The 23,928-nt window shown below is 60.6% G+C and carries 24 protein-coding genes; 14 read left to right on the forward strand and 10 right to left on the reverse strand.

Going from position 1 to position 23,928, the window contains the following annotated elements:
* Window positions 1-5: 5 nt before the first annotated feature.
* Complete coding sequence (locus ACZ2G3_RS18725; RefSeq protein ID WP_470399832.1) at window positions 6-1,319, reverse strand: esterase-like activity of phytase family protein; 1,314 nt, start codon at window positions 1,317-1,319, stop codon at window positions 6-8.
* Between ACZ2G3_RS18725 and ACZ2G3_RS18730 the strand changes: the two genes are divergently transcribed.
* The 4 genes from ACZ2G3_RS18730 (at window position 1,303) to ACZ2G3_RS18745 (ending at window position 5,060) form a co-directional block, all read left to right on the forward strand.
* Entirely contained in the window at window positions 1,303-1,539 is a 237-nt protein-coding gene (locus ACZ2G3_RS18730) for a hypothetical protein (protein WP_470399834.1), read from the forward strand. The genes ACZ2G3_RS18725 and ACZ2G3_RS18730 overlap by 17 nt on opposite strands.
* A 93-nt stretch (window positions 1,540-1,632) precedes the next feature.
* Window positions 1,633-2,529, forward strand: coding sequence for a dienelactone hydrolase family protein (locus ACZ2G3_RS18735; protein WP_470399836.1), 897 nt, complete (start codon window positions 1,633-1,635; stop codon window positions 2,527-2,529).
* Window positions 2,530-2,631: 102 nt separating this feature from the next.
* The gene (locus ACZ2G3_RS18740; RefSeq protein ID WP_470399838.1) at window positions 2,632-3,402 is read left to right on the forward strand and encodes a formate/nitrite transporter family protein; all 771 of its coding nucleotides are present in this window, start codon (window positions 2,632-2,634) and stop codon (window positions 3,400-3,402) included.
* Window positions 3,403-3,872: 470 nt separating this feature from the next.
* Complete coding sequence (locus tag ACZ2G3_RS18745) at window positions 3,873-5,060, forward strand: AI-2E family transporter (RefSeq protein ID WP_470399840.1); 1,188 nt, start codon at window positions 3,873-3,875, stop codon at window positions 5,058-5,060.
* 244 nt (window positions 5,061-5,304) lie between these two features.
* On the opposite strand, the gene ACZ2G3_RS18750 is transcribed toward ACZ2G3_RS18745, so the two are convergent.
* Both ACZ2G3_RS18750 and ACZ2G3_RS18755 read right to left on the reverse strand, forming a co-directional pair.
* Window positions 5,305-6,378, reverse strand: coding sequence for an IS110 family RNA-guided transposase (locus ACZ2G3_RS18750; RefSeq protein WP_273742991.1), 1,074 nt, complete (start codon window positions 6,376-6,378; stop codon window positions 5,305-5,307).
* A gap of 484 nt (window positions 6,379-6,862) precedes the next feature.
* Window positions 6,863-8,074, reverse strand: a complete 1,212-nt coding sequence (locus ACZ2G3_RS18755) for a PRC-barrel domain-containing protein (RefSeq protein WP_470399841.1) — start codon at window positions 8,072-8,074, stop codon at window positions 6,863-6,865.
* A gap of 298 nt (window positions 8,075-8,372) precedes the next feature.
* Between ACZ2G3_RS18755 and ACZ2G3_RS18760 the strand changes: the two genes are divergently transcribed.
* A complete protein-coding gene (locus ACZ2G3_RS18760; protein WP_470399843.1) occupies window positions 8,373-9,464 on the forward strand; it encodes an endonuclease/exonuclease/phosphatase family protein in 1,092 nt (363 codons plus the stop codon).
* Between the two features lie 401 nt (window positions 9,465-9,865).
* Here the strand turns inward: ACZ2G3_RS18760 and ACZ2G3_RS18765 are convergent, their stop codons facing one another.
* Complete coding sequence (locus ACZ2G3_RS18765; RefSeq protein WP_470399845.1) at window positions 9,866-11,008, reverse strand: hypothetical protein; 1,143 nt, start codon at window positions 11,006-11,008, stop codon at window positions 9,866-9,868.
* Window positions 11,009-11,351: 343 nt separating this feature from the next.
* Between ACZ2G3_RS18765 and ACZ2G3_RS18770 the strand changes: the two genes are divergently transcribed.
* From ACZ2G3_RS18770 to ACZ2G3_RS18785, 4 genes are all read left to right on the forward strand, one after another.
* Window positions 11,352-12,428 (forward strand): PQQ-dependent sugar dehydrogenase, encoded by a 1,077-nt coding sequence (locus ACZ2G3_RS18770; RefSeq protein ID WP_470399847.1) that lies wholly within the window; start codon window positions 11,352-11,354, stop codon window positions 12,426-12,428.
* Window positions 12,429-12,943: 515 nt separating this feature from the next.
* Entirely contained in the window at window positions 12,944-13,237 is a 294-nt protein-coding gene (locus ACZ2G3_RS18775; RefSeq protein ID WP_470399848.1) for a hypothetical protein, read from the forward strand.
* A 14-nt stretch (window positions 13,238-13,251) separates the two neighbouring features.
* On the forward strand, window positions 13,252-13,479 hold the full coding sequence (locus ACZ2G3_RS18780) for a hypothetical protein (protein ID WP_470399850.1): 228 nt from the start codon (window positions 13,252-13,254) through the stop codon (window positions 13,477-13,479).
* A gap of 38 nt (window positions 13,480-13,517) precedes the next feature.
* Window positions 13,518-14,024, forward strand: coding sequence for a cupredoxin domain-containing protein (locus tag ACZ2G3_RS18785; RefSeq protein ID WP_470399851.1), 507 nt, complete (start codon window positions 13,518-13,520; stop codon window positions 14,022-14,024).
* A gap of 428 nt (window positions 14,025-14,452) precedes the next feature.
* Here ACZ2G3_RS18785 and ACZ2G3_RS18790 read toward each other — a convergent pair whose 3' ends face one another.
* Together ACZ2G3_RS18790 and ACZ2G3_RS18795 are read right to left on the reverse strand one after the other, a co-directional pair.
* On the reverse strand, window positions 14,453-15,076 hold the full coding sequence (locus tag ACZ2G3_RS18790; RefSeq protein WP_470399853.1) for a DUF998 domain-containing protein: 624 nt from the start codon (window positions 15,074-15,076) through the stop codon (window positions 14,453-14,455).
* Window positions 15,077-15,138: 62 nt separating this feature from the next.
* Entirely contained in the window at window positions 15,139-15,873 is a 735-nt protein-coding gene (locus ACZ2G3_RS18795; RefSeq protein ID WP_470399855.1) for an EF-hand domain-containing protein, read from the reverse strand.
* A 214-nt stretch (window positions 15,874-16,087) separates the two neighbouring features.
* On the opposite strand from ACZ2G3_RS18795, the gene ACZ2G3_RS18800 reads away from it, so the two are divergent.
* The 3 genes from ACZ2G3_RS18800 (at window position 16,088) to ACZ2G3_RS18810 (ending at window position 18,566) form a co-directional block, all read left to right on the forward strand.
* Entirely contained in the window at window positions 16,088-16,654 is a 567-nt protein-coding gene (locus ACZ2G3_RS18800; RefSeq protein ID WP_470399856.1) for an EF-hand domain-containing protein, read from the forward strand.
* 122 nt (window positions 16,655-16,776) lie between these two features.
* Window positions 16,777-17,112, forward strand: coding sequence for an EF-hand domain-containing protein (locus ACZ2G3_RS18805; protein WP_470399801.1), 336 nt, complete (start codon window positions 16,777-16,779; stop codon window positions 17,110-17,112).
* Between the two features lie 224 nt (window positions 17,113-17,336).
* Entirely contained in the window at window positions 17,337-18,566 is a 1,230-nt protein-coding gene (locus ACZ2G3_RS18810; protein WP_470399857.1) for a hypothetical protein, read from the forward strand.
* Window positions 18,567-18,759: 193 nt separating this feature from the next.
* On the opposite strand, the gene ACZ2G3_RS18815 is transcribed toward ACZ2G3_RS18810, so the two are convergent.
* Both ACZ2G3_RS18815 and ACZ2G3_RS18820 read right to left on the reverse strand, forming a co-directional pair.
* Window positions 18,760-18,915: a hypothetical protein gene (locus ACZ2G3_RS18815; protein ID WP_470399859.1), complete on the reverse strand. Its 156-nt coding sequence runs from the start codon at window positions 18,913-18,915 to the stop codon at window positions 18,760-18,762.
* Between the two features lie 453 nt (window positions 18,916-19,368).
* On the reverse strand, window positions 19,369-19,704 hold the full coding sequence (locus tag ACZ2G3_RS18820) for an EF-hand domain-containing protein (protein ID WP_470399860.1): 336 nt from the start codon (window positions 19,702-19,704) through the stop codon (window positions 19,369-19,371).
* Window positions 19,705-20,306: 602 nt separating this feature from the next.
* On the opposite strand from ACZ2G3_RS18820, the gene ACZ2G3_RS18825 reads away from it, so the two are divergent.
* Window positions 20,307-21,257 (forward strand): alpha/beta hydrolase, encoded by a 951-nt coding sequence (locus ACZ2G3_RS18825; protein ID WP_470399862.1) that lies wholly within the window; start codon window positions 20,307-20,309, stop codon window positions 21,255-21,257.
* A gap of 114 nt (window positions 21,258-21,371) precedes the next feature.
* Window positions 21,372-22,304: an IS5 family transposase gene (locus ACZ2G3_RS18830; RefSeq protein WP_470399864.1), complete on the forward strand. Its 933-nt coding sequence runs from the start codon at window positions 21,372-21,374 to the stop codon at window positions 22,302-22,304.
* A gap of 108 nt (window positions 22,305-22,412) precedes the next feature.
* Here ACZ2G3_RS18830 and ACZ2G3_RS18835 read toward each other — a convergent pair whose 3' ends face one another.
* On the reverse strand, window positions 22,413-23,318 hold the full coding sequence (locus ACZ2G3_RS18835; RefSeq protein ID WP_470399866.1) for an extracellular catalytic domain type 1 short-chain-length polyhydroxyalkanoate depolymerase: 906 nt from the start codon (window positions 23,316-23,318) through the stop codon (window positions 22,413-22,415).
* A 217-nt stretch (window positions 23,319-23,535) separates the two neighbouring features.
* Entirely contained in the window at window positions 23,536-23,922 is a 387-nt protein-coding gene (locus tag ACZ2G3_RS18840) for a response regulator (RefSeq protein WP_470399868.1), read from the reverse strand.
* Window positions 23,923-23,928 lie beyond the last annotated feature (6 nt).

Here is a 23,928-nt window from a genome sequence, read left to right on the forward strand (position 1 = left end):
TTCCGTTACTCTGCGTTCAGAAACTCAGCGACCTCGAGCAACATCATCTCGTTGTCGTCGGCACGTCCCTGCTGGCGACCAACTGAGAAGGGGTAGTTGTTGTCGTTGGCGACAATGATATGGCTCTCGTCGACGCGATCGACGTTTTCGATGGTGACGAAAGGAAAAGTGAAAACTCCATCAATCGTGCCGCGGGGCGCAATGCTGTCGGGATCCTGGATATTCATCAGGTCGATATAGGCGATCTTCTCGAGCACGCCGTTTTCATCCGTGCGCTCCAGATCGACCAGATAGATGCGCGTGAAGGAGGCAGGAGTTTCAGCCCAGCCCGCGCGCGGATCGCCTTGGCCGCTGTCGCGCTCGATGATCAATCCGCGGGTGCCGGCGATCAGGTTGAAGTCACCGATGGCATGATCGGGAGCATCCAGGGGATAGTAGCGGATCTTGTCGCTCCATGCGCCCGTCTCGGCCGAGACTTCGAAAAGCCGCAGCACCGGGGTACCATTCACTGCTTCGCGGGCCCCTGCGGCAGCGTCCCAGACCGGCTTTTCCAGCAGCGGATAAAGTGTCTTCTGATCCTGCGAGAGCGCCATCCCTTCATACCCCCCAGAGCGGAAGGTAACCACCTCGGCAGGCAAGGCCGCCCCGGGGTCTGGCGCACTGACAAAGGCATTGTCGGGCGAGCGCATCAGGACGCCGCCGGGCTCGGTCGCCACCACCTTCAGCACCTCACCCTCGCCGTTCACCTGGATCAGCCAAGGGCCAAATTCGTCCCCGAGCCAATAGCCGTCGCCGACCGGCTGGATGGACTCCAGATCGAAATCGGCTCCAGTCAGGAAGCGGCCTGGTGCCGCTTCATTCATGATCGGAAAGGGCACCTTTTGATCTGGGTCAGAAAGTTGGACCGTGTTCTCGATAGCGACACGCCCACTGTCCCAATCCGGCTTGACGATGTTGAACATCAAGATGACGTCCGAAGAATTGTTCTTTGCCCCAAAGCCGTTGTCCGTCAGCACGAGATAGCGGCCCTCGCCAAGAGAGCGGATACCGGAAAAGCCCTGCAGCGGCTGACCCGGGAAAGGCAGCGCAAGCCCGGTGGCGGGCTGAACATTGGCATACAGATCCGTGACCCGACCGCCCTCGCCCGTGAAACGCCCAGAGACATTGTAATGGGGCGGAGTGCCGACAGGAGCTGGGACAAAAGACGCTCCGGGCAGTTCGGCATGGGCAGTGAGAGTGGGGGGAAATGCCTGCTGGGCCTCGGCCGCAGCAGAGCACAAAAGCGCCGACAATGCTGGGACAATGAGCGTATTCTTCATCCTGAAATATCCTCGTAACTTGGAAAAGCAGAAGTTCCCGCATTTCCTCCAGCTGTCGCCTTGGTCTGAAACATCCCGGCGACGCGCGCCTGAAGCTTTGATGACAAGGCCGCCGCCATTTTTGCCCGCTCATACGACTCCTCAAACCAGCATGGGCTTGTGCCATGCGCAAGCGCAGGAACGCCATCCTGCGCAATCACGCATTCATTGGGATTATTGAGGTGCCACGCCTGAACAGGCGGCACAGGAACCCTCCGCCCGTGTGTCTGTTAACTTTGCATCCGGGGCGTTACACCCAGAGGCCAGTCACCGCATGCAGAAGCTCACCATCACTGGGCCAAACCCGCTTCTGATCGGCGACATGAGCGACGCCGCGGCTGTTCCGACAATCGCGATTCAGGCAGAGTTGTACCTGCCGCAGGACCGCAACGGGCCCTGCCCGGCTCTGGTCATCTCGGAAGGGCTGGGGGGCCTGCAAGACAGGCGCGAACGGGATTATGGCCGGATGCTGTCGGACGAAGGCTACGTCGTTCTGGTGATCGACAGCTTTGCGTCGCGTGGCGTTGGCGGTAATGGTGACTTTATCAGGGCCATGACGGTGACCGAGGCAATGATGCTGGGCGATGCCTTCTCCGGTCTGAATTATCTGGCAGGACGCGAGGATGTGGACGAAAGCAGGATCGGGATCATCGGCTTTTCCTATGGTGGGATGATCACCCAGCTTGCCGCCTATGAGCAGTTGGCCCACCTCTTCCTGCCGAACGGGCCGCGCTTTGCGACCCATGTCAGCTATTACGGCTGCTCGATCCCGCGCCTGGACGATCCGACCACATCCGGTGCACCCGTGGCCATCCTGTTGGGTGAGAAGGACCGCAACGTCAGCATCCCGCGCGTTCATGACATTGCCGACGACCTGCGCCGTGGCGGGTCGAACGTCCGGGTCATCACCTATGACGGGATCTATCACCAATGGGACGGGACCGATGAAAAGCCGCGATGGGTGCCGGCCAACCTGCGCCACCTCCACCTTCGGGTGGGACGGGATAACAGCATCCGCGATGAAAAAGGTTTCATGCAGATGCGGGGCCGCTGGAGCCGCCGGGCGCTGATCGCGCGCCACACCGATCCGCGGGGCTATCATATTCAGCGGGATCGGCCCACGACATCTAGGACCAACGAGGTGATGCTGGAGCGGCTGCAGGCCATGTGACCCGCACAGGGGCCGACGGTGCCTGCCGTGGAGCAAAGAGCCGGGCCTCGAGCGATCTGGCGGATAGGGCTCGCCTGCACCCCCTGCTGAAGGAAAGATCTCATGTCTGTCGCGCCGCACCCCAAAGAAGCCTTTGACAGAGCCGTTGACGAAGGCGCACGTCGTCTCAACCAGTCGATGATCGAACTGCTGTCGACTGGCTTCATCGCTGGCCTGACTGTCATCTTCGGAATGGTCGCACTCGGTACCGTCGAGGCACTCCTCAGTGAGGCATCTCACGGCATCCGCAGGTTTGGGGGAGCACTGGCCTTCGGCCTGGGCCTGGTGTTCCTGGTGGCGAGCCGCGCCGAACTGTTCTCCGAGAACTTCTTCGACCCGGTGGCGACCATTGTGGAGCGTCGGAAGCCGGGGATGGTCATGGGCCTCTTTCGCCTCTGGGGCCTCACCTTCCTGCTGAACCTGGTGGGCGGCGGGTTGTTCGCCTGGATCTTGTCAGTGGAAGGCGCTCTGCCGACAGGGGCACCGGAGGCACTTGTCCGCGCAGCCGAAGAGATCGCCGCCCGGGAAAACCTCGTGTTCTTCGTCAAGGCCATCTCGGGCAGAGCACTGGTGACCCTGCTATCTTTTCTGCTGCAGGCCGTGAACAGCGTGGGCAGCCGGATCGCCCTCGCCTACATGGTCGGAGCGCTGCTGGCCATTGGACCGTTCGACCATGTCATCGTAACCTCCCTGCATGTCCTCTTCGGCATCTTCTTCGACGCCAACGTTGGCTTGCACGACCTCCTTCGCTGCCTGCTCATCGTGACTGCCGGAAACCTCGCCGGCGGCCTTGGCCTCGTCACCCTGACGCACATCGCGCAGGTCAAGGACTGATCGCGCCCACGCCTCCTGTTTGTTGATATTCCCGTGCCGGAATTGGGCGCACGAGCCATTTTGCAGGGGGTTCTGCCCCGGCCTGCTTGGCGACGGCACGCGGCCATCATCACCCTTGGGCAAAGCGCGCGCTGATCGGCCTTATACTGGCATGGGTGACCCTGTGCCCGATCGTTCTCTGGGCGCCCACCGGCATTGAGTGACTGATCGAGCGGGTCCTGGGCCTGATCGCCTGCAGCAGGATCTGCACGCTTTGCACTGTCTTCTTCGTGAGAGGAAAGAAAACGCCCTACAGGCGATCCGAGGCCTGATCTGCGCTAGTGGCTGTCCGGCTGATGATGCGCCGCAAAGACACTTTCAGGAACATCGGGGAGATCGGGCTGTTGGAGAAATGATCATCCGAACGAGGGGCAGTTGTCCGGTGGCGAACACAGAGCCTGCGTCGGAGAAGCCCGAGGAAAGGACGCATGATGAACAGCGACACGCCCCCACATCAAACCCGCGGTCCGCTTCTGTGGCTGCTGTCCACCATAACGGTCATCCTGACGGGATGGGCGCTGCACGCAACGGGGGCCTTCATGGTTCCGGTCGTGTTTTCGGTGTTTCTCGCGCTGCTGGTAGCGCCGCTGGACCGGATGGTGTCCAGACGGGTGCCGGACAAGGTGAGCTGGCTGGGCCATGCCGCGGCAATAGGCGCGGTCGTGGTTGCGCTGCTGATGTTCGTCGCGATGATCTGGATCGCGGCACAACAGGTGGTCGAGAGGTTCCCGGCCGCAAGCGCCGGCGGCAGTCTCCTGCCTGAGTTCGGGCAGGAGATGCGCGATCAGCCGGACGGAACCACCGAAGATGCTGCGGGCACGGGCACAACGATCCCATCATCCTCGGATCAGGGGTTCTCCACGTCCGGCGGCATGACGGCGGGGGTCCGGGAACTGCTCCCCGATGGAGGCCGCTTCCTCGTTGAAGATTTGGGCAGCTGGGCATCCGGCATTGCCGTGCAGATCCTCAGCACGGCCAGTTCCGCGTTGTTCGCGACGGTCCTAGTGATCTTCCTGACCCTCATCATGCTGACCGAGGCACCCAAGTGGCAGCAGAAGCTTACCTGCGTGACAGATGGCCGGACCCGTCAGGACGTCACGGAGTCGACGGCAGTCATCGCCAGCCTGCTACGCCGATATCTTGTCGCGCGCACGATCCTGGGGGTGATCACAGCCGTTCTCTACGTGACGTGGCTATGGATCTTCGGGGTCGACCTGCTGGTGGTCTGGGCCCTGCTAACCTTCGTGCTGAACTATATCCCGACCTTGGGTTCGCTGATCTCGGGCGCACTGCCGGTGCTTTACGCGGTGGTGCAGAAGGACCCCGGCACGGCGGTCATTGTCGGCATCGGCATCTTCACCATCGAGCAGGTGATGGGCAACTACGTCGATCCGCGCGTACAGGGCCGGCAGGTGTCCCTGTCCTCGCTGGTGGTGCTGATCACCCTGCTGGTCTGGGGCTGGATCTGGGGCATTGCCGGCGCGATACTTGCCGTACCCATCACGATCGCCGCGATGATCATCTGTGCCCACATCCCGCACCTACGCCCTTTCGCCCTGATGCTGAGCAACGAAACCGACCTGGAAGGGCTCGATCGGCAGGCAAGTGGCGACAACTGAGCCATATGTATGTGCCGGCTGCTGTTCGCAATTGAGAATTTGGCGTGGCTGCGGAAGTCGCTCATATGTATCCGGCCTGTTGGATCGGCTCGTGGGCCGTGGCCATGATGGGGTTACGCACGCGCCTTGGTCTCATTAGCGGACAGGTCGATGACGACCCTTAGGGCTCTCAGACTCTGGGGGCGTAGTTGATCCGTTCCATGCTGTTCTCTCTTTCGCGAACGTCGTGATGGCGGAGGAAGCCTCAGACGGCTTCCATCACCATGTCTCTGTCTCTTGCAGCGTCAAAGCTGGTGCCGTGACGCAAGATGCTCCAGGCGATCCGGGCCAGCTTGTTGGCCAGCGCGATGGCGGCCTTGTTGCCGGGCATGCGTGCCACGGCTCCGGCCAGCCAGTTGCCGAAGCTGAAGTTCGGCCAAAGGTGGGGGCGCATCATGATGATCCGCGCCGCCTGAACCAGCAACATCCGAAGATACCGACTGCCCCGCTTGGTGATCCTGCCGAGGATTGTTCGGCCGCCCGTGCTGAACTGCTGGGGCACCAAGCCTACCCAAGCCGCGAAGTCGCGCCCTCGGTCAAAGGCTTCCCCCTTCCCGATGGCTGCAACCATCGCCGTCGAGATCATCGGGCCGACGCCGGGGATCGACATGATCCGGGCACAGCTTTCCTCACTCCGGCTGACCTCCTTGATCTCGTCTGAGAGCTGGTCGATCCGCTTATCCAGCCAGTGCCAATCGTCTCGAAGGCCAGTCAGAACCCCGCGCATCCGGGGCGAGATCTCATCCCGGCGCTGATCGAGGATTGCCTCGAACGAGTTGTTAAGGGCCCGCAGGCCAGAGCGCACGGTGATCCCATGCTCGATCAGAAAGGCGCGGATCTGGTTGATGGTCGCGGTCCGGCGCGACACCAGCCTTGAACGAACACGATGCAGCGCCTGCAGATCAAGCTGGTCCTGGTTCTTCTCCGGGACGGTTCGTAGGTTCGGGCGCAAGGCGGCTTCGGCGATGGCCTCGGCATCGTTGTAGTCGTTCTTCTGACCCTTGTTGAAAGGCTTCACGTAGATCGCAGGTATGATCCGCGGCTCGAAGCCCATCCCACGCAGAGTGCGGCTGACGACATGGGCACTAAGGCAGGCTTCCATCCCGACGATGCACCGCGGAAGCATGCCGAATGTTTCCTGCAATGCGAGACGCTTGATCTTCCTCCGCAGAACGACCTGGCCCGATCGGTCAAAGCCGACCAGGTGGAACACGTCCTTCCCGATATCGACACCGACTATGGAGAGATTTTCGAGGCTTCCTTGTTTCTTGGCACACATGGCTGCTTGTCCTTGTTGCACGGTTGATCCCGGTTCAGGATAACACGACGGTGGGGAAGCAGCCGGCACATCCCATTAGCGGACCAGACCCGCCAAGCTCGGGGCGGCCCTTCGAGCGGGGGCCATAGCTGTACACAGAATGCCCAACCCGCAAGATGATCGGTTTGGGGATTAGACCGCAGAGGCGGGCTTGGGGCATCCCTTATTGGGCCGCTGCACCATAAGGCTTCCGCTGGCTGGCGAGAAATTCGGACACGCGGCCAGGCAAGGGATGGATTGCCGCATCACGGGCAAGAAAGGACGTCTGCCTGTCGCTCACTCCAATCAAGCACGCGCTGTTAATCTCGCCATAGATCGGCTTTGTCTCCTTCGACAGGCCCAGGTGTGACAGCAAACTCTTCAGGCTTGATTTGCATTAACCCTTCGCCTGTCGCAAGCGGCGGCCCCGCCTCTTTCAAGGCGGGGCCGGAACAGCGACGCTGGATCAGAAGCGCCCGTAGTCGAAGGTTTCGGTTTCACCGACTTCCTGCGCTCCATAGGGCATGTCGTAATAGGGCGAGCCTGCGTCCCATCCGGACCCGGCACCGTACCCCTGATAGGGATAGGCACGGTAGCCGCTGCCATACGCATCATTGGCTTGAACGACCACGGCTGCCACCTGCCCATCCTGCAGAAGCAGGTCGCTGATATAGCCATAGTTGCTATAGACGTCGCCATCGCGGATGCGAGCATAGTCGCCGATCAGTTCCGAGACGCGCCAGCCGCGCAGAACCTCGGCATCGTCGACGCCGCTCACCACTTCGCTGGTAGCGGACCCGGCCGTGAAGACGTCTCGGTCAAAGCCGTAATTGCCCACCGTCTCCTCGGTCACCGGAATGACAACGCCAAGCCCGTCATCGCTCATGACAACTTCGGCATAGGGGACGCTGACATGGGTATCGCCGATATCCCACAGGCCGCCGACTTCGGCCACAATCGACGCGATCCGGCCATCCGGCCCGATGATGATGTCTTCGACATCGCCGATCTCCTCGCCGGTCACGTCATAGACTTCCATCTCGTCGATGAAGTCTTCCGCGCTGATGCCGTTGGCATAGAGATCGTCATAGGTCCAATCGTTGAGCGAGATCACCTCGGCTTCGAGCGTCTCGGTCGTGGCGGCATCTGCTGTCCAGAACACCCCGACGACGTCGTATTCGGCCTGGGTGACGATCAGGTCGTCATCAGCGTCATAGACGCCATAAAGCACGGTGACGAACTGCTCCTCACCAAGCTCGCCGCCGGCAGCCCAAGAGTCATAGACCTCCGCCTCGCCAAGGCCGGTGGCGAATTCCGTGTCCATCAGCATGGCGTTTGCATCAAGATCGAGGTCGCCATAGGCGATGGGGTCATGGTCGCTGAACCAGGTGTCCCACCCAGTGCCGTATTCCGCTTCGGTCAGCATGCCGTCGCGGTCCAGGTCCCAGGCATCATAGACGCCGCCGTAGAACTCGTTCTCATCGATGATCTGGTTTCTGTCGGCATCCCAGGCAACGAATACCTCGCGCCCAGCCCTCTCGAACTCGACGGAACTCAGCTCAAGGTTGCCGTCCTGGTCGATGTCGTTGTAGGTCCATGTGGCTTGGGCAAAAGCCGGTGCGGTCACCGCCAATGCCAAGGCCATAGCTGTGGAAGAAACTCGTGCAAAGTTGGTCATTTCAACCCTCCTATGTCGTGTTTTTCACCCCTGATTGCTAAGGCGCTTGAGCACATGAAACAGGCTCACGCCGGCATTGTTCCTGCCAGTCGCCCCTTTATGTGGACAGGTTCTTGCTGTTGATGTCTCAGCAACTTCAACCACTTCCTGAGCGCTCCTGCGCGCTCCCAAGGTTTGCCTTCGGAACTGCGCAAGGACTCCAAAGGTTCCGTCTGACAATCCGCGGCCTGCAGCTGTCAGCTTACGACGGTCGGATCTTGCCCGGACAACTGGAAGAAGCGCTTCGAGGGAGGTCACAGTGGGCAGAGACAACGGCAAGGTCAGGCTGGTGATGGCCAAGGTCATCCTGGCGCTTCTGAGCACTGTGGTGGCGGCGTCTCTGCTGCCCCTGGTCGAGACGAATGTCTGGTGGATTCGTTTTCTGGACTTCCCACGGCTGCAGTTCATGGTCGCGCTGGTGGTTCTGCTGCTGCTCTTTCTTGCCGTGCGGGGGCGGTCAGGTTGGGTCGGCTGGACCGCCATCATCGGTACAGCGGCAGCGCTTGGCTACCACATCCACAAGCTTTACCCCTATACCGATCTGGCCGAACAGACCGTTCTGACCGACGCGTCCTGCGCGGAAGGCCAGTCCATCCGTATCATGAGCGCGAATGTGAAGCGCCGGAACGAAAGCGCCGACATCTTCCTGGATCAGGTCGCGCGGGTCGATCCCGATGTCCTGCTGGTGATGGAAACGGATGCGTGGTGGGACGAGCGCCTGTCGGTGCTGGCGGACGCATTTCCGAACCGTATCCAGAGCATCCCCGAAGATCACGCCTTCTACGGCATGCACCTCCTGTCAAAGCTGGAACTCATCTCACCCGAATTCCGGTTCCTCTTCGACGCCTATACCCCCACCGCCTTCACGCAACTGCGACTGCGCGGCGGCGATGTCATCGACTTCTCTGGCCTCCATCCGCGCCCGCCGCTTCCCTGGTCGCAGCCCACCACGCTGCGGGATGCACATATCCTGTCCGCCGCGCTGGACGCACGGGCATCGTCGAATGCCACCATCCTTGCCGGGGACTTCAATGCCGTGCCTTGGGAACGTGTCACGCACCGGGCGATTCGGATCGGCGGCCTCCTGGACCCGCGCGTCGGACGTGGTCTGCATCCCACCTACGACACCAAGAGCTGGGTGATCTCCTGGCCGCTGGACCACATCCTGTTCCAGCCGCAGTTCACCGTGCAGAACTTCGAGACGTTGCCGGAATTCGGCTCCGACCACCGCGCCGTGGTCGCAACGCTCTGCCACCACCCGACTGCTGCCCGAAATGCACCGAGCCTGAACCCCGATGACCTCGCCGAGGCCGAAGCCTCCATCGAAGCGGCGGCACGTCTCAGCCAGTGATCGGGGGCGTCCGTGTCCTTCTACAGCGGGGTACCGTGTCAGTGCTCCAATGTCAGGCAGCGAGGACTGAAGTCACCCTACCGCAATGCGTGTTGGTTCCATAGACAATCACCTAAAAGAAGTGCAGCTGATCATCGGCCGCCACGGCGCACGCTCAGTTGCCTCCCCTGTGCAACGGCAACTTTTGCTGGGGCATTGCGGGGGGCTCACTAAAAACAGCCGAAAGACGTGTTGGGCCCACACCTGCGCTATGTCTCACCTTTTTAAGCAGTCAACCTGCCGAGAACACTGTGGGCGGATCAAGTCACACATCAGACCAGTGAACTAAAGGATCGACCGTTGTCGGGCTCTCATACCGGCAGATTGTTCCACCTCTCGCAGCGTCCGACGGGTGCGAAGTACTAGGGTCCAACGCGGTTAAAGGACACTTCCGCCAGATCGGCGCAGGAACCGTCCTGGTCGTGGAGTATAAATCCGGCACCCTCCGCAGTGATCCCGCAGCGCATCGGGAACCGAGCCTCGTGCAACTCCCCGTCGACCTCGCTCAAGGTTATAAAGCCTTCTGCAAGAGAATATGTGCCAGCCAGGGCCTCGCCGGTTTCGATATTCGCCATCTGGAACGACCCCTCCGGACCAAACATGACTGTCACAGGTCCGTGCAGGTACAGTTCGTCCAGCAACAAGCCTGCGATCGCGGCCCGAGCCGGGCGCCCTGCCTCTTGCTGCAGCTCGGCGATTTGGGACTGAAGTTCCACCAAGCGCTCGCTGCGAGCGGCAAGTGTGCGGGACATCTCGACCAGCAGCTCCTGCATCGTCTGCATCTTCTCTTCAGCCGAAACGGTATCCTTGGCCAGTTCCTCCCGGCGCTGGACGAGCGCCGTTACCGACCGAACAACGGTGCCGCGCGTACTTTCCATGGCTGCTAATTCTTTCCGGGCAGCGGCGACCTGCTGCTCAAGCGACGCCTCAGCCTCGCGAGCCGTCTGAACCCGCTCTTCCGCCCCCGAGGCCTCTTCGGTCAGTCGCGCAACCGTGGTCGTCAGATCAGAAAGTCGCGCCTGCAGATCAGCCTCCTGACGCCGCGCCTTTTCCAGCCGGCCTCCAACATCGGAAAATTCCTGGGACGTCTGCGCGATCTCTTGCCGGGCGTGTGCAATTTCCTCCTTCAGGGTGGCCAGCACGTCTTTGCCTCCTGCAATCTCTGCCTGAAGCGTCTCGTGTTCTTCACGAAGCGACTGCGCCCGAGCCTCCAGCGCCGCCGCACCTTCCTGCGCGTCTTCCAACTGCCGCTCCAGTGAAGCAAGCGCGCTGACAACTTGATCCCGGACAGTCTCGGCTTGGTTCGCTTGGCCTTGCAATGCCGCAACGCGGGTTTCCAACTCGGCGGCCGATCCGGCCAATGCGACCTGATGCTCGAGCTCGTCTTCTGCTTCAGCCGAGGCCGACCAGAAATAGAGCGCAAGCAGCCACCCGAGCAATGCGACACTGGCAACCCCGATCCCGATCCAGCGATACCGGGACTCCTGTTGATTTTCCTGAGCCAAGCTGGACCTCCACCGATGACGCGACGCACGCGAGGATACATTCCAAGGTCAAGCCAACCCCATACCCCGAGAGATGTTCCGGAGGTTATGTATCCGGCACTTGGGAACATGCGCGGCAGGGAAGGGTTCGCCAGAGGTAGAGCATTGAACTGACATCGCACCTGCAAAGGAAACGCCATGATCAACATGCCGACCTGGGCAGCCTTCGCTGCCTTGCTTATCGCCTCCGCCGCCGCAGCACAGACGGATCAGCAATCCTCCGACGATCCGCAATTCGAATGGGGGGGAGCGCAACACATCATATCCGCCGGCCTTCGACGCACAGTTCCGCGCACCCATCGCCGTGACCGAGGCCGAGCTTGATGTCGAGACCATCGTGGATGGTCTTGTTCATCCTTGGGCCATCAAGAACCTGCCCGGCGATTCAGGCTATCTGGTGACTGAGCGCATGGGAGCCTTGCGTCATGTCACCTCCGAGGGCGTCCTGTCGGACCCTATCGGTGGCACGCCCGAGGTCCGGGACGAACGGCAGGGCGGCCTGCTCGACGTCGAGACCGGGCCGAACTTTGCCGAAGACCGGATGATCTATCTTTCCTACGCCAAGCCCACCGGCAACGATTCCGAGGGCATGATGATGTCCGCCACGGCCGTCGGTCGCGGCCGGCTTTCCGAGGACTTCAACACTGTCGAGGATTTCGAAGACATCTGGGTTCAGAACCCCTCTGCCCCCGAGCCCCTGCACTATGGCAGCCGCATCACGTTCGATGACCAGGATCACGTCTTCATCACCACGGGCGAGCGCTTCACCTTCGAGAACCGGCCTCGTGCGCAGCAACTCGGCGCCACATGGGGCAAGACGATCCGTCTTCACCCGGACGGTTCGATCCCCCAGGACAACCCGTTTGTGGGTAACGCAGAGGCCGATGATGCGATCTGGTCCTACGGACACCGCAACATCCAAGGGGCGCAGGTCGTGGAGGGCCAGCTCGTGGTGCTTGAGATGGGTCCACAGGGCGGCGACGAGTTGAACAAGATCGAGCCCGGCCTGAACTATGGCTGGCCGCTGGTCTCCTACGGCCGGCGCTATGACCGCTTCGGCGGGGCTCCGATCGGGACTGGAAAGGCGAAGATGGAGGGCACGGCTCAGCCGCTCTACTTCTGGGACCCCGTCATCGCGCCCAATGATTTTGTCGTCTATGACGGCGACATGTTCCCGGAATGGCAGGGCGATTTCCTCATTTCGGCCCTCGTCGCCGGCGGCCTCGTGCGCCTTTCCCTGGGAAAAGACGGCCTGGTTCAGACCGAAGAGCGCGTCCTGCCCGACCTGAAGCGCACCCGTGACGTCGAGGTCGACGACGACGGGTCGCTTCTTCTGGTGACGGATCAGGAAGACGGTCGCCTGCTGCGAATTACCCGATGAGGCGCGAACCGGCACGTGGAGGAGAGACGGGAACCCTACCTGCCATGTGCTGCGGGAGTGACTGAGCACCTCGAGGAGCAACAGAGGTGCAAGAACAGCTGTCGGCCCATTGCAGACAGGCCGTCGGCGTCGGCTCATGTGGCAGGCGATCCGGCATCGCAGACGTCAGCACTTCAATGTTCCCCTCCCCACAGGGGGGCGCGCTATCTGCGTTGCCGGACTTGGTTGCCTCGTGTGCGGCGCAGCGCCTAACGGCTTTGAACCTGACGCGCCATTCTCACTTTCATACGTCCCCTCTTGGCCGGCCAAGTTTTGTGCCCTTGTTTTGCCAGCAGCAGTTAACCCTTTTAAAACAGGGTCCACAGTCATACCGAGAAAGCCCGCTGAGCGCCCTGACACGCCGTCTTGGCGGACATTGATGGGCTGCGCGGCTTCTAGAAGGAACCGCCACCTATCCAAAACGTTGATGCTTGATGTCCCACAATAATGAACCAGAGCGCACTCCCTCGCGACACATGCCCGTCATTGCCGCCCTTATCTTTGTGCTGGGCGTGGTGGTGATTGCCTTCCTCGTTTTCACACCCGGAGCTGACACGCAGCCTTACGGCGTCCAATCAGTAGACGTTGAGGCTGTCATTCCCGAGGGAATGGAACTGGATGCACCGAATATAAAGTTTCCAGAGGATGCCAATACCCCGGCGAGTGGTCATCCCGGACCGATCGGGACTGCCGACTTGCCTGCCGGCGCAGAGCCTTTTGCGCCAGGTGCACCAGAGACCCCGGCACTTGAGCCCGCACCAGACTTATGATGCCGCACCGGGCGATGCCTGACGCATCGATCGGTAGCCACCAAGGCTCATTCCGGTGCCAGTTCATTGACCTGAAAGGCGGCTCGATAGTCGAGGTCGAGCCGACACTATCGTCCGGGCAGATCCTCCCCGAACGTTCTCCTGCGGTCGCCGTACTCATTCTCTACGCCAGTTTTGCGAAGGGAGAGATACATGCCGAACAACAGCAGCCACTTTGCCGTTTTGGCACCATCGAAAAGTGACCCGCGGTCCTGCACCCCCTCACTAAGGAGTGAAGACAATGTCAGACACAATTCACTTAAGCCGGGCGATCAAAGAGTGGCTCACGGTTTCGCGCTCTTCAGTGCGTCGATTTACTGTAGCGGCCGGGCTGTGCCTCGTAGCCGCTCAAGTGTCCGCGCAGGATGCAACAAGCTTGCCTCCCCTGGCAAGCGACGCTGCAGTCCCTATCGAAATCGGGATCTGGACTGTCAATTCCGAGGTGAACTGCGGGCCTCCGGAGCTCAGGCTTCCACCGTCTGATGTCTTCGAGGTGCATCTTGTGAACAATTCAGAGCTCCCGGTGATGTTCATTGCCCAGAAGTTGTTTGCTTCTGCTCCTATCCTGGAGATGGACGGTTCTGTGTATGACGCAACTTACGGAGGTTTTTTAGTTCAGCCAGAGCGCGTGGTAGAAGTGGTTATTCGCACTCCGCCCGTGGGAGAATATTACTACGCCTGCTTTAATCCGGGCGATCAACCGACGCCAAAATCCACCGGCTTCATACTCGTTGTGCCGAGAGAGTAAGCGTTCGGGCCCCGTTTGAAGTTCATTGTCGGCCTCGGTGGCGGGCTCTGCGAGGGCCAGATGTCCGATCTTCACGCCGGGTGTCGACGAACGGCCTTTTGACGATCAGTCAGTAGATATAGCGGCCGTCGTGCCCGGCGGAACCGACATGGATCCGCTTAATGTCAGGTTCCCTGAAGACGCCAATACGCCCGCAAGGGGCCGTCCCGGACCCATCGGAACCGAGGACATGCCTGCCGGAGCAGAGCCTTTGTCTCCGGGCGCTCCGGTAACTCCGGTTCTTGAGCCAGTTCGCGAACTATAATGCCCTGAAGGCTGCCAGGCAGTCCGTCAGTCATTGGGGTTTTGCTTGTGCCAGGCATGGCTAGCTTGCTCAAACGGCTCCACCTGTCTGGGTTGTTGAGCGCGAGTGCCCATTGTTGCTCCCCTCAAGGTCCGTCTCTGGCGATCATGCGACCGAGGGATGCCACTCCACTCAGGAGAAGCAGCGCAAGACCGCGCTCGTAAGCTCCGTCCCAACCATCGGGAACGATAAAGAACAGAGGCGCCAGGACCACCCAAAGCCCCGCAACAACAGCAGCCGATTGGCCGAACACGCGGTGGACCTTCGCCAGGGGCCGGATGACCAGCAGGGCGGCCACAGCAACCAGAACGCCGAGGGTGTAGACAGCCTTGATATGGATGTCGGCTCCGGCATTGTGTTGGCCGGCATACTCATTGAAGAGCGCAATTGTTCCAACAGCGGGAGCGATGAGCATCACCAGGACTGCTGCGAGCCGCCACATGCCATTGCGGTGCCAGACCAGCATGCCGGTACCGAGAGCCAGGCATCCGGCGGCAAATGTCCAAAGGCCAAGATCTAGAAGCCAGCTCCCCGACCCAACGGCCAAGGCGCTGATGGTATTGCGGATAGGGCTGTAGTTATCGACGAGCAGGCTCCAGGCAATGATATCGGCCAAGGCAACGAAAAAACAGCTCAGGATGGCTGCTTTTCCCGTCATCCGAGAGAAAGTTGCTTGCTGATGCATAAGCCCCGGTCCCTTCCGTTCCATCTGCAGTGGCCTGATCAAGTGCGGCCCAACTCAACGGGCCACCTCCTGTTGCTGCGGCGGATCTAGTTCAGCGGGTCGTCCGTGCAACGGACCACGTAGAGCTGCCCGTCGACCGCAAGAGCGTCGATCGGTTTTCCGTATCCAAGAACCGAACAGAAGTTGGAGGCCGTCTGCTGGCAGTCATTCCCGGTCCCACATGGGATGGGCAGTTGCGTAAACGCCTCGCCTGCTTCTATCAGGTTCACATCCGTTTCGAGCGGATCATCCAGCATCTCGACCGCTGTCGCAAAGAACCCACCTTCAGTGATGACAATAAGATCATCATCATCGCTATCCGCAGAGTCGAATAATGCATCTGCAAGTTCTTCCTCATTAAAAACATCATCTTCGTTTTCGCCAAACTCGGCGATCAGATTTGCTTTTTGAAAAGCATTGGCAAACTCGAACTGAGAAATAACACCATCTCCGTCGGCATCCCATACACTGGCGGAAAGATCGACATCACCTTCCCCAATCCAGAGGTCAACAGCATCCTCCCACTCCTCGACAGATAAGTCGCCGTCGCGATTCCGATCCCAAAAGCCATATAGCCCTTCCGCAAACTCCATTTCAGCGATGCTGTCATCGGCGTTTCGGTCCCACGTGACAAACAATCCAGCTTCGTCAAATCCTGTCCTGAATTCGGCTCGCGTGATCTCACCGTTCTGATCTTCATCCCAGTCAGATATACTCTGCGCCGCAGCCGGTGAGAGGGAAATAGCCAACGCTGTGGTGAGCATCATGATCCTGCGCTTCATAACCATAGCCTCCTTTGGTTGGAGCACCCAACAGCTTGGCAATGAGATTGTTCCCGCTTGCAGACTGGCAGTAAATCGCCTGCGAGCATCAACCTAATTAATGCTGCATTTCAATGGCTCGCCTCGAAATGCCGTTAAATGCAGGAACATCCCGCCATTCCTGCTGTTGTTTGATCGGCAAGCAGTTGCCAGCGGAAAAATCCGGAGGAACCAGATGAATATCGACATCAAGAAGCTTACCAGCACGGCTGCCATTCTCGCTGCCCTGACGGCAGCGCCCGCTTTTGCTCAGGAGGCCGAATGGGATGCCGATGGCGACGCGATGCTGAGTGCGGAAGAGTTCGCCGAAGGGTTCCGTGAGCGCGCCATCTTCAGCAACTGGGATCAGGACCGCGATGAACTGATCTCTGAAGAGGAATTCACCGGCGGCGTCTACAATTCCTATGATCGCGACGACAGTGACGGCTTGGACGCGGCTGAGTATGGTGTCGTCGACGCGGACGCGCCCGAATACTGGAACCGCGACGCCACCGCCGAAACCTACGAAGCCTGGGATATCGACGGCGACGGCGTTGTGCTGTCCAACGAGTTCTCTGACGGCTTCCGCGAGGTTGGCTTGCTCGGCGAATGGGACGTCGATCGGGACGGCTCTCTGAATGAAGAAGAGTTCACCAACGGCGTCTTCGCGCGTTACGACGAAGACGGAACCGGGATCATCGAAGAGCCGGAACTGACGGATATCGGTGACGACATGGGTGACGAAGGCTTCTGGGACGTCTGAACGACCCCAGGCAGCCCGTTGGCCCCTGAACGACACCAACAGGTGCTGGAACATCCGGTCTTTGAACCTGTTGGCACGACCAGCGGCAAGATGCCGCGCAAACCAGACCAAGGAGAAACAACATGACCATCGAACTGAAAAAGATCGCTGGCATTGCTGCTGTTCTCGGTGCGCTGACCGCGGCCCCCGCAATGGCGCAGGAAATGACGGAATGGGACGGCGACGGTGACGGCGCCCTCAATGAAGAAGAATTCCAGGCCGGTTGGGATGGTATCTACGGCGAAAACGAGACCGCCTTCAGCACTTGGGACGGCGACGGTGACGGTGCCCTGAGCGAGGACGAATACAACGCCGGCGTTTTCAGCTCCTACGACGCTGATGGCAGCGGCGTCATCGAGGAGCCTGAGTTCGGCGATGTCGGTGACGACATGGGCGATGGCGGCTTCTGGGACGTCTGATCCAGCAACAGAATTAAGAGAAGGCCGGTGCTGCCGGCCTTCTTCATTACGGTCCGCAGAACGTCGAGATCTTCCTGCCGCCGCCGCCTCTCAGCACGGCTCGCGCACGTCAGGAAGATGACGGGGACGACATCGATCAGTCAAAAGTAACTTCTGTCTCACGTGGACCCCAGCAAACCCTCAAGCCCCATCGGGCTTGTCGGCCAAAATTGGAGGAGAACGAGATGACGATAACCAGCAAGAGAACAAGCAGCACGGCCATCGCTGCAGCGCTCAGCATCCCTTTGGCATTCAGCCCGGCCTGGGCCCAGGATAGCCAGGCACCGGATCAATCTAGTGGCCAAACGGGCACGCCCACTCAGCAGGCGGATCAGGGCCAGAATGCCGACCCGTCCACAAGCGGATCGGCCAGCCAGGGTCAGCAGCAGCCGTCGCAGTCCGCAGGCGGCACGACCGGATCGGCCGGAGAGGCCCAAGCCAACGCCTTGATCGCCACCGTCGGCGGGACCGAGATCCGTGGGTCGGACCTGATGACGGTGATCGGCATGCTGCCGCCACAACTTCGATCGCAGCAGCCGCAGATGCTGGTTCCGATTGCGCTTGAGCAGTTGATCATGCGCCAGCTGATCTTGGAAGAGGCGTGGGCAGACAACCTGGCCGAAGATCCGGAAGTCACCGCTCTGGTCAACAGCAACACGCAAACCGCCCAAGAAGACGCCATGGTTCAGGTCTGGCTTGATCGCGAACTGGAGAAGTCGGTGACGGATGAGGCCGTGCAGCAGTCTTATGACACTGCGCAGGCTCAAGGGCAGGCTGATCTGCCGCCGCTGGAGGCCGTACGACCGCAGATCGAGGAGCACTTGCGCCGTCAAGCCGTCGAGGGCCTTCGTACCCGGCTTCGGGAAGGTGCCGATATCGTGCTCTATGATCCGACCGGAAAGCCGATCGACAGTCCGCAGCAGGCGTCGCAGTCCAGTGGCGCCAGCGGTCAGGGCGGTGAAGGCAACAGCTCCGACGGGAGCGGCAGCAGCGCATCGTCAGGCGGCTCTGCCACATCCGGCCAGGCCGACAACAGCGAGGCAGCCAAGGGTCAGGCTGAGCAGGCCGGCATGCAGCAAGTCCAGCCCATGCAGGGAATAACGGTCCTGAAGGGCAAATCCGCAAATCAGGAAGACGTCTTCATGATCGTGGGTCCGTCCGGGGAACTGCTGGCGCTGGCGGCCCCGCTTCCCGCGCAGTCCGGCAACAGTGAAAGCAACTCCGCGCCGGCGGAAACCGCTCAGGATGCGTCGGATACGCCTCCGGAAGCTGGAGAACCTGCCGAGAGCGGCTTTATGGCGACACAGGCCCAGCCCGCGAGCCCGAACATGTGGGATCCTGCGACCGTCGAGAATGGTATGCGCCAACTTGAACTGGGCACACGCGGCGCTGCCGGAGAGGTGAGCAATCCCTGATAGAAGCACTGCCCCGGCCTTGGCCGGGGCAAACGGCCGAGGATGTAGACAAGAAGCAAATGAAGCTTGATCTTGCAGGCCAAGCGTCTGCTTCGGCTACAGTTGAAAAATCTACACGGCGGTTTAGGGGAGCAGATGTTGAAAACATCATCCCGGGATGACCGGGCGAGAAAGACCTCGCCCGGTCTGTAGCTCAACCCTTCGAGTGCAGAGCTGCTTTCTCGTAGGAAGAGCCGAAATCATCCACAAGGCGCCGCGACAATTCCTCGAGCAGGCCGATGAACCCCATGGCCGGACGGGCGGGTGTGAAGTTTGTTTCCGCAAGAAAACGCGGCTGCATGGCCTGCATGCGTAGCGCGGCTTCCGCTTTTGTCGCCGCTCGAGCAAAAGGGCCAGTTGCGCTGATTGACCTTCGGCCAAGTAGCCATACTGGTAGATCGTCTCATGGCGGAGCCTGTGCGGAGCGCCAGGTTCAATCCTGAGACGGCCGCAATCTGTTGGATTGACCAGCCTTCGTGCAGACAGCGAATAATCTCGGCACACAAGTTGGGAAGACGCCTTCATGTGATCTGATGACGCCATAAAGGGTTCTGCGCCCTTCAGAGAAAGAAGCGGGATCGTCAAGTTGACCTTCGCGGAACCTTCTGCGGTGCAGCGTGTTGGACCGCGTTCCATCGTTACAGGTTTCAGAGTGCCGCGTTCCGAGTGACCAGCAGCCCCGCCTCGGCGGGGTTTTTGCTGCTCTTCGACATAAAAAGAGCCTGCGCGAACGCAGGCCCTTTGTCCGTAAGGGGCGAAGGGATCAGACGTCCCAGAAGCCGCCGTCGCCCATGTCATCGCCGACATCACCAAATTCCGGCTCTTCGATCATACCGCTGCCGTCACGGTCATAGGTGTTGAACACGCCGGCATTGTACTCGTCTTCGGTCAGGGCGCCGTCCTGGTCTTCGTCCCAACGGCTGAAGGCAGAACCTTCATCGCCAAAGGACGAAGCCCAGCCTTCGTTGAATTCGTTCTGGTCCCAGGCACGGTCTGCGTTGCTGTCCCAGTCATCGAATACTTGCGCCATCACCGGGCCAGTGGCCAGGGCGGCGACGACGGCACCAATACCTGCGATCTTCTTGAGTTCGATGGTCATGTTGCGTCTCCTTTATTTCAGTTCAGCGCCATTGCGCTCCTGGTGACCCAACACGCGGCAGCCCTCGATGTTTCGTTGTCTACGGTAAGGTGAGGACTTCTGACCAAAGCGCGAGCTTCATCCTGCTGCTGAAGCTGAACGGGAGGGGCAGGAGACGAAAAACCCCCGGCACGATCGCTCGCACCAGGGGAAGTTTCAGAGAAGGGAGATCACATTCACAAGAACTCAAGCCACCATCTCCCCTTTTGGTTCCTGCGCGGAGGCCGATCTATCGGTTTTGCCCGAACGCCCGACCGGCTCCCTCCGATAGCTCCTGCGGCGATAAAGCCAATTTATGTTACATCTTTGGTGTCGCAGGGGGCCAAGGCTTGTCGGATTGTAGAGATCAGCGGCTTCTTTGTCGTCGCATAGCTGCCGCCAGTGCTTCGGACGGCACCGACGTGAGGGGCCCATAGCCGCCGAGCGTTATAGCAAAGGGCTTACCGATCGTCATCATTTGGTCCCGGAAGCAACCTGCATGGCTGGACGCCCACAGCTCTAATCGCGAAGCTGTGATCGCAAAGGCCTGGACCGACCCAGGTCACGATGGGAGGGCGAGATACATGATCCAACGCAACTTTGCGGTCGCAACGCTTGGCATGTGGATAGCGGGCGCTGCTGCGCATGCTGAACCTTTGACAGATCGCATGCAGATCGAGGTCTGGCCGGATACGCCCCTGGGGTCCGCTACGTTCGAAGAGCCGCAAGAGATCCGCGAGCGTTCGGAAGACCCTGCCGTGAAGGACCGGGCGGCTTTCAACATCACGACGCCTGACCTCATGGTCTACCTGCCCGAGAACCCCAATGGTTCTGCGATGCTGGTGACACCGGGCGGTGCTTATGCGCGAGTTGTCTATGACAAGGAGGCTGATGAGATCGCGCCGGCCCTAAACGAGGCGGGGATCACGGTGTTCCGACTGCTTTACCGGCTCCCGGGCGGCGGGCAGGCCACCAATGCGCCAATCGCAGACGCGCAGAGGGCAATGCGTCTGATCCGCACCAATGCGGCCGAATGGGGTTTGGATGCCTCGCGCGTGGGCGTGTTGGGGTTCTCAGCCGGCGGGCACTTGGCGGCATGGCTGTCTGCCGCGCCCACCCTCGACGCCTACGAGCCTGTCGACGAGACGGATACGGCCTCGGCCCGCCCCGACTTCCTCGCTCTCGGATACCCCGTGATCAGCATGGAGGAGGGCATCACCCACCCGCAGTCGCGTGAGGAGCTGCTTGGCACCACACCTGACGATGCCACACTCAACGCCCACTCGATCGACAAGCTCGTCACCGCCGAGATGCCGCCGACCTTTATTTTCGGAGCCAACGACGACGACGCGGTCAATCCGGAAAACACCTTCCGCCTTGTGGCTGCTTTAAGGGAGGCCAGCGTTCCGGTCGAGTTGCACCAGTTCGAACAAGGTGGACACGGCTTCTCGCTACGCATGGTCCGCGACATGCCGGCAGAGACATGGCCCGATCTCCTGGTGGAGTGGCTGGGATCCAAGGGTATGCTCGACTGAACCTGGCGCGGGCAAAATGGGATGTCCTGTTTCCATCCTTAGGCCCGATCGACCTTGTTGCACATCTCAGTGAGGGGGATTCACTGAGCGCGTCCTGAGGGTTAGGTCGATGGCATGCCGAAGCCTTCCCCGATCCGCTACCGCACGACGAACTGGTCAGACTACAATGCGGCGCTGCGCAAGCGCGGCTCGCTGTCGGTCTGGTTCGATCCCGAGACGGTCTGGCACGCCGACAAGACCGGCAAGCGCGGGCGACCCGAGACCTTCTCGGACGCTGCCATCCAGACCTGCTTGACCCTGAAAGTGCTCTTCGGGCTTCCGCTCCGGCAGACGGTTGGGCTGGTTGAAAGCCTGATCCAGATGGCGGGGCTTGATTGGCCGGTTCCGGACTATTCGACGCTGTGCCGCCGGCAGGCGCGGATCGCGGTGCAGGTCCCGTATCGCGCGTCCGGGCAGCCCCTGAACCTGTTGATCGACAGCACCGGTATCAAGTTCCGCGGGGACGGCGAGTGGCAGACCCGCAAACATGGCCCGTCACGCCGGAGGCAATGGAGAAAGGTCCACCTCGCCATGGACGCGGGCACCGGGGATGTGCGCGCGGTCGAGTTGACCTCGAGCCGCCAAGGCGACAGCCCGCTGCTGCCGGAGCTTCTGGCGCAGATCCCGCCGGAAGAGACGATCGGCACGGTCACCGCAGATGGTGCTTACGATACACGACGATGCCATGGCGCGATCATCGACCGAGGCGCGGATGCCGTCATACCGATCCGGCGCAATGGCCGCGCCTGGAAAGAAGACTGTCCCGCTGCTGCCGCGCGAAATGAGATCCTGCGGGCAACCAGGCGCTTGGGCCGGGTGCTCTGGAAGAAGTGGACCGGCTATCACGCCCGAAGTCGGGCCGAAGCTTTGATGAACTGCCTGAAGCTCTTCGGCGAGAGGATCATGTCACGAGACCCCGCCCGCCAGACCGCCGAAATCCAGATCCGCATCGCCATCATGAACCGCTTCTCGGCCCTTGGCAGGGCCGAGATCGAAGCAGTCCGCTGAAGAATGGCGGGAAAGGGGGCAGTCATGCTCGGGGCTGATTTGCGCAACATCGCCCCTGCAGTGCTTCAAGTTACCCCAGGCAACAGCCCCAGTGCCGCCATGGCTCTATCACTGCGTCAGGCCCCAGAACCTGGCGATGTGGCGGGTTGAGGAGATACCGACCTCCAACATGAACTTGCCTGCTTCGCCCAGGCCCTCGGTACCTTCGGCACTGATGGGCGTACCGTGGCCCATGTCGGTGATCATGTATTCCTCGATCACCGGCTGCCCCGCATCGTCACACCATACTCTATGGGGGAAGCCGTCCACCTCCTCCACCCGTGTCGGCGGCCCTTCGACGTTGTGGATGTTCTGCCATTGTCGAATGATAGAGTCGGCGTTGGAGCTATCGACAGTATTGTCGCTGCCACCATGCCAAACCGAAATGGTCGGCCAGCGCCCGCTAAAGTCTGACGCATCGCGCACAAACGCTTCCAAAGTCCCGTCCGACGGTCCCCCATAGCCCTTCATGCGAACAAGCGCCTCCACCAGGTTTCCCGCGCTGCGGTAGGGCAATCCCGCGATGATCGCGCCTCCGGCGAAGACCTCCGGGTAAGTCGCCAGCATCACGGATGTCATGGCACCTCCCGAGGACATGCCCGTAATGAAGATCCGCGATGGGTCTACGGCATGATCATCGACCACTTGCTTGATCATCTGAAAAATGGAGAGCGGCTCGCCGCGGCCGCGGTGGATATCGCCGGACTTGAACCAGTTGAAGCTGCCAAGGGCGTTGTTCGACTTGCGCTGCCCTGGGAAAAGAAGCGCAATCCCGCACTCGTCGGCGAGCGTGGACCACCCTGATCCAAGATCATAGCTCTCTGCAGACTGGGTACTGCCATGAAGCACGACCACAAGCGGACCGTTCTTTTGAAAGCTCTCGGGGATATAGATGTCCGCGCTCAGCGCCCCGGGATCGGTTCCAAATTCACGCAGCGCGGCGAGGCGGCCGTGAGCATCTGAAGGTATCGGCATGCAGGCTCCTTGTTCGCGAGCCGAACTCTGACCCGCACAGGAATATACTGGCGCTGATGTTTGTTCCCATCGTCGCGACACATCTGCCTAAGGACGACCTGTGGCTAAAGCTCAAAGATGCTCTCCTGCTGAGCGGCGGCGTCAGGTGTCGTGTAGCTTTGTGAAGGTCCCGCTCTTTCCAGGTAGTGTCGCCTTGATCATCTGGAAGGGACCGTCTCTATTTCCCGTCGACAGCGCGATATAGCGCGGCCAACAGATGCTCCAGGCGGATCGGTTTCGCGACTTCCTGGGCTTGGGCGTAGACTGCGTCGCCGGCTACCACCGAGGTATCCGCTGAAGCGATGATGAAGGGAATGGTCAGGTCCCGCAGCCGCTTCGCCACCGGGGTCACGAGCTGGCCGTGGAGGTTGAGGTCCAGGATCACCACATCAGGTCGAGCACTGTCCAGTAAGCCCAAGGCCTTCTCCACAGTGCCTACTGGGCCAAGCACGTGATGACCCTGCCGCTCCAGCAGCATCTGAACATCCAGCGCGATTAACGGCTCGTCCTCGACGATCAGAACAGAGAAACGGTTTGCAGGAGAGGACTTGTTCAAATTGGGCATGACGAC

Source organism: Paracoccus sp. KKT209 (genome assembly GCF_055635455.1).